Genomic DNA, 14,733 nt, shown 5'->3' with positions numbered 1-14,733 from the left:
ATCACTTGGCAGCGCCGTCCGGTACGAACACGTAGCCCACGCCCCAGACCGTCTGGATGTAACGCGGTTTCGACGGATCGGGCTCGATCATCCGGCGCAGACGGGAAATCTGCACGTCGATGGAACGCTCCAAGGCATCCCACTCACGGCCACGGGCCAGGTTCATCAGTTTGTCGCGGGTCAGCGGCTGACGCGCGTTCATCACCAGGGCCTTGAGCACCGCAAACTCACCGGTGGTGAGCATGTGCACTTCGTCGCCGCGTTTCAGTTCGCGGGTCGCCAGCGACAAGACGTAATCACCAAAAGTGACATTTTCATCCTCGCTGCCCGGCGCGCCCGGCACCGGCGCGGCCTGACGACGCAGCACCGCCTTGACCCGGGCCATCAGCTCGTCCGGGTTGAACGGCTTGGCCAGGTAGTCATCAGCGCCGAGCTCCAGGCCTTTGATGCGGCTCATCTCATCGCCCTTGGCGGTGAGCATGATGATCGGAATCTGATTGTTCGCGGCCCGCAGACGACGGCACGCGGTCAGGCCGTCTTCGCCCGGCAGCATCAGGTCGAGGACGACCAGATTGAACACTTCACGCGATAGCAGACGATCCATCTGCTCGGTGTTCGGTACGGTGCGGGCGCGGTAGCCCTTGCTGACGAAAAAACGTTCCAGCAGGCTGCTCAGACCCGGATCGTCGTCAACAATAAGAATTTTTTCGCCTTCAGCATTATTTACAGTGCTGCTCATTGGATGCTCCTTTTAGCTCGGCGCGCATTATGGCGTAGCTGCCGTTATACGCACCGTGTGCATTGTTAGCAGATTTTTCCTTCACTGCCAGAAAACCGGGGTTTATGCCTACAGACTGCAACGCCCCCGAATGACAGAACGCTGGTTATAATGCGCGGCGTTTTGTGCCAGGCAACGTCTGAATCGTTACCGCAGGTGGCCGCGATTTTTTCCGGACCTGCGCAGTAATTGTTCGATTTCACCGGTCAATGGGGAGCCTTTTGACCCAGGCAGCGGCAATTTTCTAGCCGCTCAACCAGACTCCGGGCCTTTATTTCCGTGCCTGCGAGCCTGCTTTCACACTATGTCAGGTGGTTTTATGGACAGCATCAACAGCCGCATCGCCGAGGAACTCGGCGTACGCCCGCAACAGGTCGAAGCGGCCGTCGCGCTACTCGATGAAGGCTCTACCGTTCCCTTCATCGCCCGTTACCGGAAAGAAGTCACCGGCAGCCTCGATGACACCCAGCTGCGTCATCTGGAAGAGCGTCTGCGCTACCTGCGAGAACTCGACGAACGGCGCATCAGCATCCTCGCCAGCATCCAGGAACAAGGCAAACTCACCCCGGCCCTCGAGCGCGACATCAAGCTTGCCGACACCAAGACCCGCCTCGAAGACTTGTACCTGCCGTACAAGCAGAAGCGCCGCACCAAGGGCCAGATTGCCCTGGAAGCCGGCCTCGGCGAGCTGGCCGACGGCCTGTTCAACGACCCGAACCTGACCCCGGAAGCCGAAGCCGCACGTTTCGTCGACGCGGAAAAAGGCGTGGCCGATGTGAAGGCGGCGCTCGAAGGCGCCAAGTACATCCTGATGGAACGCTTCGCCGAAGACGCCAGCCTGCTGGAAAAGCTGCGCAACTTCCTCAAGCAGGAAGCGATCCTCAGCGCCCGGGTGATTGCCGGCAAGGAAGAAGAAGGCGCCAAGTTCCGCGACTACTTCGAACACGACGAACCGCTGAAAAGCATGCCGTCGCACCGTGCACTGGCGATTTTCCGTGGCCGCAACGAAGGCATCCTCAGCTCCGCGCTGAAAGTCGGCGACGAGCTGCCGGGCACCATGCACCCGTGCGAGGGCATGATCGGCCAGCAATTCGGCATCCAGAACCAGAACCGCCCGGCCGACAAATGGCTCGGTGAAGTGGTGCGCTGGACCTGGAAGGTCAAGCTCTATACCCACCTGGAAACCGACCTGCTCGGCGAACTGCGCGACGGCGCCGAAACCGAGGCGATCAACGTCTTCGCCCACAACCTGCACGACCTGCTGCTGGCCGCGCCGGCCGGCCCGCGCGCCACCCTGGGCCTCGACCCGGGCCTGCGCACCGGCTGCAAGGTCGCGGTGGTCGACTCCACCGGCAAACTGCTCGATCACGCCACGGTTTACCCGCACGTGCCGCACAACAAGTGGGATCAGACCATCGCCATCCTGGCCGCCCTGTGCGCCAAGCATTCGGTTGACCTGATCGCCATCGGCAACGGCACCGCCAGCCGTGAAACCGACAAACTGGCCATCGAGCTGATCAAAAAATATCCAGCGATGAAGATGACCAAGGTCATGGTTTCGGAAGCCGGCGCATCGGTGTATTCGGCGTCGGAACTGGCGGCCAAGGAATTCCCGGATCTGGACGTGTCGATCCGTGGCGCGGTATCGATTGCCCGTCGCTTGCAGGACCCACTGGCCGAGCTGGTGAAGATCGATCCGAAATCCATCGGTGTCGGCCAGTACCAGCATGACGTGTCGCAGCTGAAACTGGCGCGCGGTCTGGATGCGGTGGTCGAAGACTGCGTGAACGCCGTCGGTGTCGATGTGAACACTGCCTCGGTGGCACTGCTGGCGCGGATTTCCGGCCTCAATGCGACCCTGGCGCAGAACATCGTGACGCACCGTGACGAACACGGCGCGTTCAAGACCCGTGCAGCGCTGAAGAAAGTCGCGCGTCTGGGCGAAAAAACCTTCGAACAGGCAGCCGGCTTCCTGCGCGTGATGAACGGCGACAACCCGCTGGATTCCTCGGCGGTTCACCCGGAAGCCTATCCGCTGGTGCAACGCATTGCTGCTGAAACCGACCGCGACATTCGCTCGCTGATCGGCGATGCCGCGTTCCTCAAGCGTCTGGACCCGAAGAAATTCACCGACGAGACCTTCGGTCTGCCCACCGTCACCGACATCCTGCAAGAACTGGAAAAACCGGGCCGCGACCCGCGTCCGGAGTTCAAGACCGCCGAGTTCCAGGAAGGCGTCGAAGACCTCAAAGACCTGCAACTGGGGATGATCCTCGAAGGCGTCGTCACCAACGTGACCGCGTTCGGCGCGTTCGTCGACATCGGCGTGCACCAGGACGGTCTGGTGCACATCTCGGCGCTGTCGGAGAAGTTCATCAAGGACCCACGCGAAGCGGTAAAGGCCGGTGACGTGGTGAAAGTGAAGGTCATGGAAGTCGACATCCCGCGCAAACGCGTCGGCCTGTCGATGCGCATGAGCGACACCCCGGGCGAGAAGATCGACGGTGCCCGCGGCTCGCGTCCGGGCTCGGCGCCACGTCAGTCTTCGGGCAACGCGCCGCGCAAGGAAACGCCTGCAGCGGCACCGGTGAACAACGCCATGGCCTCGCTGTTCGCCAACGCCAAGCAGTTGAAGAAACGCTGATGGACATTCCGGCCGGGCTCGTCGAGAGCGCGTTTTTCAAGCTGTTGGGCTGCCGCCTGCACAGCCTGGAAACCGGGGTGGCGCAAGTCGCCCTGGCGCTGGAGCCGGAACTGCGCAATCGCGGCGGCAAGCTACACGGCGGCGCGCTGTTCAGCCTGGTCGACATTGCCATGGGACTGGCCTGTTCCAGCACCCACGGCTTCGATCAGCAGAGTGCGACCATCGAGTGCAAGATCAACTACATCCGCGCCGTGTCTGACGGCGAGGTGCTGTGTACGGCTCGAGTGATCCACCCGGGCCGCCGCACGCTGGTGGTCGAAGCCGACGTGATGCAGGGCGACAAACTGGTCGCAAAAGCGCAAGGCACGTTCGCTGTCCTGTAGCTTGTCGTCATCAATTTGAGTTAATTTCGGCGCTGTGTCTGCGGCGTCGAACTTTTCCGCACGCGCAATAGCCAGATTCAAGGAGTGAAGTTGGCAATCGGCACGGGCCGTCACGGCTCAAAAACCAGGCGAAAACGCCAGTTTCAACTTCACCCTTGTAGACCGTCCTGCCCACCCCCATATTGGGGCGACTGACGCGTGAAGGAATCCAAATTGAGCGAACTTCTCAACCGCCGCCTGGCTCTGCTCGGCGAGCGCGCCAACCTCTCTCTGCTCGAACAGTGCCTCCACGGTATCGAACGTGAATGCCTGCGCGTGACCAGCGAAGGTCGACTGGCGCAAACGCCGCACCCGGAAGCCTTGGGTTCCGCGCTGACCAATGAACAGATCACCACCGACTATTCCGAGTCGCTGCTGGAATTCATCACGCCCGCCCTGCCCGACCCGGCAGACACTCTGGCGAGCCTGGACAAGATTCATCGCTTTGCCTACAGCAAGCTCGGCAGCGAGTACCTGTGGAGTCCATCGATGCCGTGCCCGTTGCCGGCCGAGGAAGACATCCCGATCGCCTATTACGGCACTTCCAACATCGGTCAGCTCAAGTACGTCTACCGCAAGGGCCTGGCCCTGCGTTACGGCAAGACCATGCAGTGCATCGCCGGGATTCACTACAACTTTTCCCTGCCGGAAAAGCTCTGGCCGCTGCTGCGCGAAGCCGAGGGTTTCGTCGGCACCGACCGCGATTTCCAGTCGTCGTCCTACATCGCGCTGATCCGTAACTTCCGGCGCTACAGCTGGCTGCTGATGTACCTGTTCGGCGCCTCGCCAGCACTGGACGCAGGGTTCCTGCGCGGCCGTTCGCACCAGTTGGAACAGCTGGACCCGGACACCCTGTACCTGCCGTACGCCACCAGCCTGCGCATGAGCGACCTCGGTTACCAGAGCAACGCCCAGGCCGGCCTGACGCCGTGCTACAACGATCTGGCGAGCTACACCGACAGCCTGCGCAAAGCCGTGGCCACGCCGTACCCGCCATACGTTGAAGTCGGTACGCACCAGGATGGCGAGTGGGTGCAGCTCAACACCAACATCCTGCAGATCGAAAACGAGTACTACTCCAACATCCGCCCGAAACGCGTGACCTACACCGGCGAGCGGCCAATCCAGGCGCTGATGGCCCGGGGCATCCAGTATGTCGAAGTGCGTTGCCTGGACATCAACCCGTTCCTGCCGATGGGCATCGACCTGACCGAGTCGCGCTTCCTCGACGCGTTCCTGCTGTACTGCGCGCTGAACGACAGCCCGCTGCTGACCAATACGTCGTGCGGCAACGCCACCTCGAACTTCCTCAGCGTGGTCAAGGAAGGTCGCCGTCCGGGCCTGCAATTGCAGCGTGATGGGCAGCCGGTCGAATTGAAGGCATGGGCAGCAGAGCTGCTGGAACAAATCGCCCCGCTCGCCGCGCTGCTGGACCAGAGCCATGGCGGCGATGCGCACAGCAAGGCGCTGGACGCGCAGTTGGCCAAGGTCAGCGATCCGTCCCTGACGCCTTCGGCGCAGGTGCTGGCCGCGATGGCCGAACACAAGGAAAGCTTCGCGCAGTTCTCCCTGCGTCAGAGCCAGGCGCATGCCGAGTTCTTCCGCAGAGAACCTTTGCCGGCGGATGATCAGGCCAAGTTTGAAGAACTGGCGCGTGCGTCGCTGCTGGCGCAGGCTGAGCTGGAGCAGAACGAGGTGGGCGATTTCGATGTGTTTGTCGGGTCGTATCAGGCGAGCATTCTGGCGATCAGCAACTGATCTGGAAGCACACAATCTTGTGTGTGGAAAGAATCTTGTGGCGAGGGGATTTATCCCCGCTGGGCTGCGAAGCAGCCCCAAATCCTGAACACGCGGTATGTCCGACATACCGTGCAGGATGGTTGACGACTGCTGCGCAGCCGATCGGGGATAAATCCCCTCGCCACAAAAGCACCACGTGCCCTGGATCTTGATCATTCCCACATTCTGAGTGGGAACGATCCACTCCCCTCCTTAGATTTTTCCGCTCATAAGCTAAGTCTAAAAAGTTATTTATTTTTAGTTTCTTAGATCATTTAGTCTCCTTTCACGCCGATCATCGGTTGCCTGATTTGGAGCACTCCCCCATGAAACTGAATTTCCCGCTTCGCCTGCTGGCCGTGGCCTCTCTGGCTGCTGCGAGCTTTCTGGCGCAGGCCGCCGACCTCACCGTCGCTTACCAGACCACCGTTGACCCGGCGAAAGTTGCCCAGGCCGACGGCGCTTACGAGAAAGCCACCAAGGCCGACATCAGTTGGCGCAAATTCGACAACGGCGCCGACATCATCGCCGCCATCGCCTCCGGTGACGTGCAGATCGGCTACCTCGGTTCCAGCCCGCTGACCGCAGCCATCACCCGCAAAGTCCCGGTGGAAACCTTCCTCATCGCCACCCAGATCGGCGCCGCTGAAGCCCTGGTCGCCCGTGACGGTTCCGGGATCAAGACACCGCAGGATCTGATCGGCAAGAAAATCGCCGTGCCGTTCGTGTCCACCGGACACTACAGCCTGCTCGCGGCGCTGAAACACTGGAACATCGACCCATCGAAAGTCACCGTGCTCAACCTCGCCCCGCCAGCGATCATTGCCGCGTGGAAACGTGGTGACATCGACGCCACTTACGTGTGGGACCCGGCGCTGGGCGTCGCCAAGGAAAACGGCAAAGTGCTGATCACTTCCGGCGAGCTGGCCAAGTTCGGCGCACCGACTTTCGATGCCTGGATCGTGCGCAAGGACTTCGCCGAGAAGCACCCGGAAATCGTCACTGCGTTTGCCAAAGTCACCCTCGACGCCTACGCCGACTACCGCAAGGATCCGCAAGCCTGGCTCGCCGATCAGTCCCATGTCGACAAACTGGTGAAACTGTCCGGCGCCAAGGCCAGCGACATTCCGCTGCTGCTGCAAGGCAACGTCTACCCGTTGGCCGCTGATCAAGTGATCACCCTCGGCGCGCCGACCACCAAGGCCATCACCGACACCGCCGCGTTCCTCAAGGAGCAAGGCAAGGTCGAAGCGGTGCTGCCGGATTACGCGCCGTACGTCAGCGCCAAATACATCACCAACTGATCGGGAGTTAACTGCGATGGCCTTGCTACAGCTGGAGCGCATCAGCGCACAGTATCCCGGCAGCCCTGCACCGGTGCTGGCGGACATTTCCCTGACCCTCGGGCCTCAGCAGTTGCTGGTCGCCCTCGGCCCGTCCGGCAGTGGCAAGACTTCGCTGTTGAACCTGATTGCCGGTTTCGTTGAACCGAGTGCCGGGCGCATCACCCTCGATGGCGTGCCGGTCAAAGGCCCGAGTGCCGAACGTGGCGTGGTGTTCCAGGACGATGCGCTGCTGCCTTGGCAGGATGTGTTGGCCAACGTGGCTTTCGGTCTGGAACTGGCCGGCGTAGCCAAAGACAAACGCGAAAAGATTGCCCGCGAGATGCTCGCGCTGGTTGATCTCACAGGGTTTGAAAGTCGCCGCATCTGGCAGCTCTCCGGCGGCCAGAAACAGCGCGTCGGCCTGGCCCGCGCCCTCGCCGCCGACCCGCGCGTGCTGCTGATGGACGAACCCTTCGGCGCCCTCGACGCGTTCACCCGCGAACAGATGCAGGAGCTGTTGCTGCAAGTCTGGCAGCGCACCGCCAAACCGGTGTTCCTGATTACCCACGACATCGAAGAAGCGGTGTTCCTCGCCACTGACCTGATTCTGCTCGCGCCAAATCCGGGGCAGATCGTCGAGCGCCTGCACCTGGATTTCGGGCAGCGTTACGCCGCCGGTGAGTCGGCGCGGGCGATCAAGTCCGACCCGCGTTTTATCGAAACCCGCGAGCACGTGCTGAGCAAAGTGTTCTCGCAACGCAGTGCCGTTCAGCGGCAGGAGCGCGCATGAGCAGTTACGACGTTTCCGCTGCGGCGGTGAAAAGCCCTTCGGTGGTGATCCCGGTGCGCCGCCGCCTCAGCACGCGCTGGATCAGCCTGCTGACCTTGTTCGCTTTGTTGGTGATCTGGTGGGCGGTGACCGCCACCGGTTTGATCGAACCGCTGTTTCTGCCGCCGCCGTCTGCCGTGCTGCAAAAAGGCTGGCTGCTGGCGACCAGCGGCTACATGGATTCGACGCTGTGGCAGCACTTGGGCGCGAGCCTGAGCCGCATTGGCCTGGGCCTCGGTTTCGCGATTCTGACCGCCGTGCCGGTGGGCATCGCCATCGGCGCCAACCGCATCGCCCGTGGTGTGCTTGATCCGCTGATCGAGTTCTACCGGCCTATCCCACCGCTCGCCTACCTGCCGCTGATCGTGATCTGGTGCGGCATCGGCGAGTTGTCGAAAGTGCTGCTGATCTACCTGGCGATTTTCGCCCCGATCGCGATTGCCACCGCGACCGGCGTGCGCACCGTTGACCCGGCGAAATTGCGCGCGGCGCAATCGCTCGGCGCGACCCGCGCACAACTGATTCGCCATGTGATTCTGCCGAGCGCCTTGCCGGACATTCTCACCGGTGTGCGCATTGGTCTGGGGGTTGGCTGGTCGACGCTGGTCGCCGCCGAACTGATCGCCGCCACCAGTGGCTTGGGCTTCATGGTGCAGTCGGCCGCGCAATTTCTGGTCACCGATGTGGTGGTGCTGGGGATTCTGGTAATCGCGCTGATTGCCTTCGCCATGGAAATGGGCCTGCGCGCCCTGCAGCGCAAACTGGTGCCGTGGCACGGCCAGGCGCACTGACATATTTGATGTGAATCCCCTGTAGGAGTGAGCCTGCTCGCGATTGCGGTGTGTCATTCACCACAGCATTGACTGCAAGCCTGCAATCGCGAGCAGGCTCACTCCTACAAAAGCTCTATCCCCGAATTCGAAGAGAAAGACCATGAGCAGCCTGACCATCACCCCATTAAGCTCGGCCCTCGGCGCACAGATCAGCGGCGTCGATGTCAGCCAGCCGTTGAACCTGGAACAACGCGACGCCATCGAGCAGGCCTTGCTCAAGTATCAAGTGCTGTTCTTCCGCAACCAGCCAATCGAGCCGCCACAACAGGCGCGTTTCGCCGCGTACTTCGGCGACCTGCACATTCACCCGATCTACCCGAACGTGCCGGAACAACCGGAAGTACTGATCCTCGACACCGCCGTCACCGACGTGCGCGACAACGCGATCTGGCACACCGACGTGACATTCCTGCCGACCCCGGCGATGGGCGCGGTTCTCAGCGCCAAGCTGTTGCCAGAGTTCGGTGGCGACACCTTGTGGGCCAGCGGGATTGCTGCGTATGAAGCGCTGTCGGCGCCGATGAAAACCCTGCTCGAAGGGCTGACCGCGACTCACGATTTCACCCGCTCGTTTCCGCTGGAGCGCTACGGCAACACGCCAGAAGCCCTGGCACAGTGGGAAGAGGCACGGCGCAAGAATCCGCCGTTGTCACACCCGGTGATCCGTACCCACCCAGTGAGCGGACGCCGCTCGCTGTTCGTCAACGAAGGCTTCACGTCGAAGATCAACGAACTGTCGGAAACCGAAAGCGAGGCGATTCTGAAATTCCTGTTCGCCCACGCAACGCGACCGGAATTCACCATTCGCTGGCGCTGGCAGCAGGACGACATCGCGTTCTGGGATAACCGCGTGACGCAGCATTACGCGGTGGATGATTACCGCCCGGCACGGCGGGTGATGCAGCGGGCGACGGTGTTGGGGGATGTGCCTTTCTTCCGCTAGCCCTTTTAAAAGCAAAAGCCCCTCACCCTAACCCTCTCCCAGAGGGAGAGGGGACTGACCGAGGTGTTTGTACCAACTACATCGACCTGAAATATCTGGTTGAACTTAAGTTTTGAAAAGCGTGAAGATCGGCTCCCTTTCCCCTCGCCCCCTTGGGGGAGAGGGCTGGGGTGAGGGGGTTGGATCTTGCTGACCCAACCCAATCTTCATCACTCCGCCGTCGAAGGCTTCTCCCAAAGATTGATCCCGCCCTCCTGGGCAAACCGGTCGATCTCCGCCAGTTCCTCAGCACTGAAGCTCAAATTCTTCAACGCCCCGACGTTCTCGATGATCTGTTCCGGCCGGCTCGCGCCGATCAGTGCCGAGGTCACCCGAGGATCACGCAGGGTCCAGGCCAGCGCCAGTTGCGCCAGGCTCTGGCCGCGACGCTTGGCGATCTCGTTCAACGCGCGCACATGCGCGATGTTCGCTTCGGACAAGTGCGAAGCCTGCAGCGAACCACCGCCCGGACGATTGACCCGCGCATCCGCCGGCACGCCGTTGAGGTATTTGTCGGTCAGCAGACCTTGCGCCAGCGGGGTGAAAGCGATGACCCCGGTGCCGAGTTCGTCGGTGGTGTCGAGCAGGTCTTTTTCCACCCAGCGATTGAGCAGGTTGTACGCCGGCTGATGAATCAGCAGCGGCACTTTCCACTCTTTGAGCAGGGCGGCGATCTCACGGGTTTTCACCCCGGAGTACGACGAGATGCCGATGTACAAGGCCTTGCCCTGTTGCACGGCGGTGGCGAGGGCGCTGGCGGTTTCTTCCAGCGGGGTGTCCGGGTCGAAGCGGTGCGAATAGAAGATATCCACATAGTCCAGACCGAGGCGCTGCAGGCTCTGGTCGAGGCTGGCGAGCACGTATTTACGCGAGCCGCCGCCCTGGCCATAAGGACCGGGCCACATGTCCCAACCGGCCTTGCTGGAGATGATCAACTCGTCGCGGTACTGCTTGAAGTCTTCGCGCAGCAAGCGTCCGAAATTGATCTCGGCGCTGCCGTACGGCGGGCCGTAGTTGTTGGCCAGGTCAAAGTGGTTGATCCCCAGGTCGAACGCGGTGCGCAGCAAGGCGCGCTGGGTGTCGATCGGCGTGCTGTCGCCGAAGTTGTGCCACAGGCCCAGCGACAGCGCCGGCAGCACCAGACCGCTGCGGCCGACGCGGCGGTAAGGGATGGAGTCGTAGCGGTTTTCGGCAGCGGTGTAAGTCATCGAATCCTCTCTTGTTTGATTGACAGCAAATTGAGGGTGAATCCCAACCCTGTGGCGAGGGAGCTTGCTCCCGCTCGGTTGCGCAGCAACCGCAAACCCATCCAGCGCGCCATGCCTGTCTGAATGCGATGGCAGGTTTTGGGTCTGCTTCGCAGACCTGCGGGAGCAAGCTCCCTCGCCACAAAAGCGATCTACACAAATTTGTTTATGGGCCGGGCCAGGCCCAGGTTCTCGCGCAATGTCCGGCCCTCATACTCGGTTCTGAACAGCCCACGCCGCTGCAGTTCCGGAACCACGCCATGGGCAAAGTCTTCCAGCCCGCCCGGCAGGTGCGGCACCAGCACGTTGAAGCCATCCGCCGCGCCCTGCTCGAACCATTCCTGCAAGCGGTCAGCAATCTGCGCCGCCGTGCCGACCAGGCTGTAATGCCCTCGCCCACCGGCGATCTTGCGGCCCAGTTCGGCCAGCGTCAGATGCTCGCGGCCGGCCAGTTCGGTCAGCAGTTTTTGTCGACTCTGCTGGCCGCTGTCGGTCAGCGGCAACTCGGGCAGTGGCCCGTCCAGCGGGTACTTCGACAAGTCGAAGTTGCCCAGCATACGCCCAAGCAAGGCGACGCCAACCTCCGGTTCGACCAATTGCTGAAACGTTTCACATTTTTCCTGCGCTTCAGCTTCCGTTTGCCCGACGACGACAAAGACCCCCGGCATGATTTTCAGCGAATCGGCACTGCGCCCGTACTTCGCCAGGCGGCCCTTGAGGTCGGCGTAAAACGCCTGCGCGCCGGCCAGCGAAGGTTGCGCGGTGAACACCACTTCGGCCGACTGCGCCGCCAGCTCCCGCCCGGTTTCGGACGAGCCGGCCTGCACGATCACCGGTTGCCCCTGCGGCGAACGCGCCACGTTCAGCGGGCCTTTGACCCGGAAGTGCTCGCCGACATGATCCAGCACGTGCAGCTTCGAAGGGTCGTAATACGCGCCGCTGGCCTTGTCGCGCACAAAGGCATCGTCCTCCCAACTGTCCCAAAGCCCGGTGACCACCTGATGAAACTCGCGGGCGCGGCTGTAGCGTTCGGCGTGGCCGATGTGTTCGTCACGACCGAAATTCAGCGCTTCGGCGGCGTTGTCCGAGGTCACCAGGTTCCACCCCGCGCGCCCACCCGACAGGTGATCAAGCGAGGCGAATTTACGCGCTACGTGATACGGCTCGTTATAGCTGGTGGTAGCGGTGGCGATCAGGCCGATGTGTTCGGTCACCGCGCTCAATGCCGAAAGCAAGGTCAGCGGTTCGAAGTGATCGGAGCGCGCCATGCGGCTGGCAATCTCCTGGGTTGGCGCGGCGACGCTGTCGGCCACGAACAACGTGTCGAATCTGGCCGCCTCGGCAATCTGCGCCAGCCGCTTGTAATGCGCGAAATCCAGACCGGCGTTGGCCGGCACATCCGGGTGCCGCCACGCGGCGACGTGGTGCCCGGTGGCCATGAGAAACGCGCCGAGTTTCAGCTGTCTGCTCATCTCAGAAATCCTTGCGCAGTTGCACGCCGAAGTAGCGCTCGTCATCCCGTGGCACGGCGCGGTAGATGTAGTTGCCGCCGCTGGCGAGCAGAGGCGAGTAGGACTTGTCGGCGAGGTTCTTGCCCAGCAACGCCACGCGCCAGCCATTGGTGTAATCAGCCAGCGCGACGCTGGCGTTCCAGATGCCGTAGGCGCCCTGCTTGGTGTCGGCGTTCTGGCTGATGTCGTACTGCACTTCGCTCTGCCAGCTGTAGTCGGTGCCGAGTTCGATATCCAGACCGTTTTCCAGAGGGATGGTGTAGTCGGCGCGCACGTAGCTTTTCCAGTCCGGGCTGAACGGCAGCGGTTTGCCATTGACGTTGCACGAGGCTGCAGCGCCCGCCGGACAACTGAATTGATCGATGCGTGCGCGGGTGTAGGCCAGTGCCCCGGAAAACTTCAGTTGCTGGGTCGCCTGCAAGGCGTAATCGAGTTCGACGCCTTCGGTGCTGACGCTGCCAGCGTTGATCAGACGCGTCACCACTTGCCCGGCGACGGTGTCGAAAAAGTTCGCCTGATAGTTATCGTAATCGCTGTGGAACACCGCGAGGTTGGTGGTCAGCCGGTTGTTCCAGCTCGTGGCTTTGATCCCCGCCTCCCAGGTGTTCGAGGTTTCCGGTTTCAGCGCTTCGGTGTCACGCGGCTGCATATTGAAGAACACGTTGTAGGCCGGACCTTTGTAGCCGCGCGAGTAGGTCAGATACGTAGTGACCGCATCGCTCAGGTCGTACTGCACGCCGAGGCGACCGGACCAGCCGTCCTCGTCCACCGAACCGGAGCTGCTGGTCGCCGGTTGAATGCCGCTGACCGTGGTTGCCGAGGTGGAGACGCGGCGGTGATCGTATTCCAGATCATCGTGGGTGTAGCGCAGCCCGGCGATGCCGCGGAAATCGGAAGTGAAGTTCAGCGTGGCCTCGCCGAATGCGGCGTAGCTGTCGCTGGTGGTGCTGTAGTCGGCAACGCCTCGGTCGGTGCGCGTGGTGGTGGTCAGTGTGCGCTGATAGGTCTCGTCATCCTTGCCATGCATGTAGAACAGGCCGCCGACGTATTCGAGGAATTCGCCCTTCGGCGAGGCCAGACGCAGCTCCTGCGAGTATTGATCGAAGGCCAGATCGCCCTTGTCGGCGGTGCCGGGGAACGCGGCGGTGATCGTGCTCAGGCGATCGCCGTCCTGATACTGGGTGTTGTCCCAGCCGCGCCACGCAGTGATCGACGTCAGGGTGTAATCGCCCAATTGCCAGTCGAGCTGGCCGGAAAGGCCCTTGTTGGTGTCTTCGACATGGCTTCGGGTATCGGTGTTGATGTCGCGGTTGTGGCTGCTGGCAGAGACGGGACTCAGCGCGTTGGCAAAGGCCGGGGTCAGCGACTTGCTGACCACGCCGTTAGGGCCGTCGTCGTGGGACTGCATGTAGTCGGCGATCAGGGTGAACGTGACGTCGTCATTCGGGGTGAATTCGAGTTTGCCGCGCACGCCGCGATGGTTGTAGCCGTTGACCTCCTGCCCGTTGTATTGGTTATCGACATTGCCGTCGTAACTGCCGAACAGGGTGCTGATCGAGCCCTTGAGTGTGTCCGGGATCAGGCTGCCGCCAATGCCGAAGCGGGTGCGGCTTTCGTTGCCGCTGTAGTACGACTGGTCGATGTAGCCGTGGGTCTCGTTGGTTGGCGCCTTGCTGGTGATGTTGAGCACACCGGCCGAGGCGTTCTTGCCGAACAAGGTGCCCTGCGGGCCACGCAGCACTTCGACGCGCTCCAGATCCAGCAGGTCGAGGGTGGATTGGCCGGGACGCGCATAGACCACGCCGTCGATCACCGTGGCCACCGTTGGCTCGACGCCGGGTGAGGTGGAAATCGTACCGACACCCCGCACGAACAACGAGGTGTCCTTGTTCGAAGCGCCGGTGCGGAAATTCAGCGACGGCACTTGCTGGACGATGCTCGCCACGCCGTTGCGGTTGTCGCGCTCCAGCTGTTCGCCGTCGATCACCGAGACTGCCACCGGGACCTTTTGTAGCGACTCTTCGCGGCGGGTAGCGGTGACCGTGACGGACTTGAGTGTCGGCTCTTGTTCGCTGCTGTCAGCGGCAAAAGCATTGGGCAGCGGCAACGCCGCCAGCCCGGTAAAAATCCAGCCAGCAGCGCGAATCGATTGCGCCAGTTTGTGTGTCGCCCCAGGAATGTTGTGCATGTTTGCCCGCTCGAAATTGGCCCTGAACCGCTGTCGTTCTGCGACGACAGCGCCTGAATCGGTGTCTTGGGCATTCGCTCGAGCGAGTAGCAGACAACGCGCCTTGTTAGCGCTAACATCGCCAGTATTGGCAAGCCGCACATAGAGCGTCCAATACTGAAAAATTACTTTTATATGCGTTTTGGTTTTTAAGAA

General features: G+C 61.9%; 11 protein-coding genes. 7 read left to right on the top strand and 4 right to left on the bottom strand.

The features are described from left to right. Position 1: 1 nt before the first annotated feature. Positions 2-739 carry a two-component system response regulator OmpR gene (gene ompR, locus J5M57_RS19360; protein ID WP_169842671.1) on the bottom strand — a complete coding sequence of 246 codons (738 nt, stop codon included), beginning with the start codon at positions 737-739 and terminating at the stop codon, positions 2-4. A 358-nt stretch (positions 740-1,097) separates the two neighbouring features. Here ompR and J5M57_RS19355 point away from each other — a divergent pair, with 358 nt between their 5' ends. From J5M57_RS19355 to tauD, 7 genes are all read left to right on the top strand, one after another. Further along, positions 1,098-3,422 carry a Tex family protein gene (locus J5M57_RS19355; RefSeq protein ID WP_064585483.1) on the top strand — a complete coding sequence of 775 codons (2,325 nt, stop codon included), beginning with the start codon at positions 1,098-1,100 and terminating at the stop codon, positions 3,420-3,422. After that, positions 3,422-3,805: a PaaI family thioesterase gene (locus J5M57_RS19350; protein WP_064585482.1), complete on the top strand. Its 384-nt coding sequence runs from the start codon at positions 3,422-3,424 to the stop codon at positions 3,803-3,805. Before J5M57_RS19355 ends, J5M57_RS19350 begins: the two co-directional genes overlap by 1 nt. 213 nt (positions 3,806-4,018) lie before the next feature. Next, entirely contained in the window at positions 4,019-5,602 is a 1,584-nt protein-coding gene (gshA, locus tag J5M57_RS19345) for a glutamate--cysteine ligase (RefSeq protein WP_207849388.1), read from the top strand. Between the two features lie 347 nt (positions 5,603-5,949). Next, positions 5,950-6,927 carry a taurine ABC transporter substrate-binding protein gene (gene tauA, locus J5M57_RS19340; protein WP_064585480.1) on the top strand — a complete coding sequence of 326 codons (978 nt, stop codon included), beginning with the start codon at positions 5,950-5,952 and terminating at the stop codon, positions 6,925-6,927. A gap of 16 nt (positions 6,928-6,943) precedes the next feature. Beyond that, entirely contained in the window at positions 6,944-7,738 is a 795-nt protein-coding gene (gene tauB / locus J5M57_RS19335; protein ID WP_207849387.1) for a taurine ABC transporter ATP-binding subunit, read from the top strand. Beyond that, positions 7,735-8,568 carry a taurine ABC transporter permease TauC gene (gene tauC / locus J5M57_RS19330; RefSeq protein WP_083367330.1) on the top strand — a complete coding sequence of 278 codons (834 nt, stop codon included), beginning with the start codon at positions 7,735-7,737 and terminating at the stop codon, positions 8,566-8,568. The genes tauB and tauC overlap by 4 nt, the downstream gene beginning before the upstream one ends. A 142-nt stretch (positions 8,569-8,710) precedes the next feature. Continuing rightward, a complete protein-coding gene (gene tauD / locus J5M57_RS19325; RefSeq protein ID WP_207849386.1) occupies positions 8,711-9,553 on the top strand; it encodes a taurine dioxygenase in 843 nt (280 codons plus the stop codon). Positions 9,554-9,762: 209 nt separating this feature from the next. On the opposite strand, the gene mgrA is transcribed toward tauD, so the two are convergent. From mgrA to J5M57_RS19310, 3 genes are all read right to left on the bottom strand, one after another. After that, positions 9,763-10,800: an L-glyceraldehyde 3-phosphate reductase gene (gene mgrA / locus J5M57_RS19320; protein ID WP_007917913.1), complete on the bottom strand. Its 1,038-nt coding sequence runs from the start codon at positions 10,798-10,800 to the stop codon at positions 9,763-9,765. Between the two features lie 191 nt (positions 10,801-10,991). Next, positions 10,992-12,311 carry an LLM class flavin-dependent oxidoreductase gene (locus tag J5M57_RS19315; RefSeq protein ID WP_207849385.1) on the bottom strand — a complete coding sequence of 440 codons (1,320 nt, stop codon included), beginning with the start codon at positions 12,309-12,311 and terminating at the stop codon, positions 10,992-10,994. 1 nt (position 12,312) lies between these two features. Then, the gene (locus J5M57_RS19310) at positions 12,313-14,538 is read right to left on the bottom strand and encodes a TonB-dependent receptor (protein ID WP_169842677.1); all 2,226 of its coding nucleotides are present in this window, start codon (positions 14,536-14,538) and stop codon (positions 12,313-12,315) included. Positions 14,539-14,733: the final 195 nt, after the last annotated feature.

Source organism: Pseudomonas sp. 86_A (genome assembly GCF_017491705.1).
In the GTDB taxonomy this organism is placed as follows: Bacteria; Pseudomonadota; Gammaproteobacteria; order Pseudomonadales; family Pseudomonadaceae; genus Aquipseudomonas; species Aquipseudomonas koreensis.
Note: the sequence above shows the minus strand (reverse complement) of the source record. Positions and strands in the feature narration are given on the sequence as shown.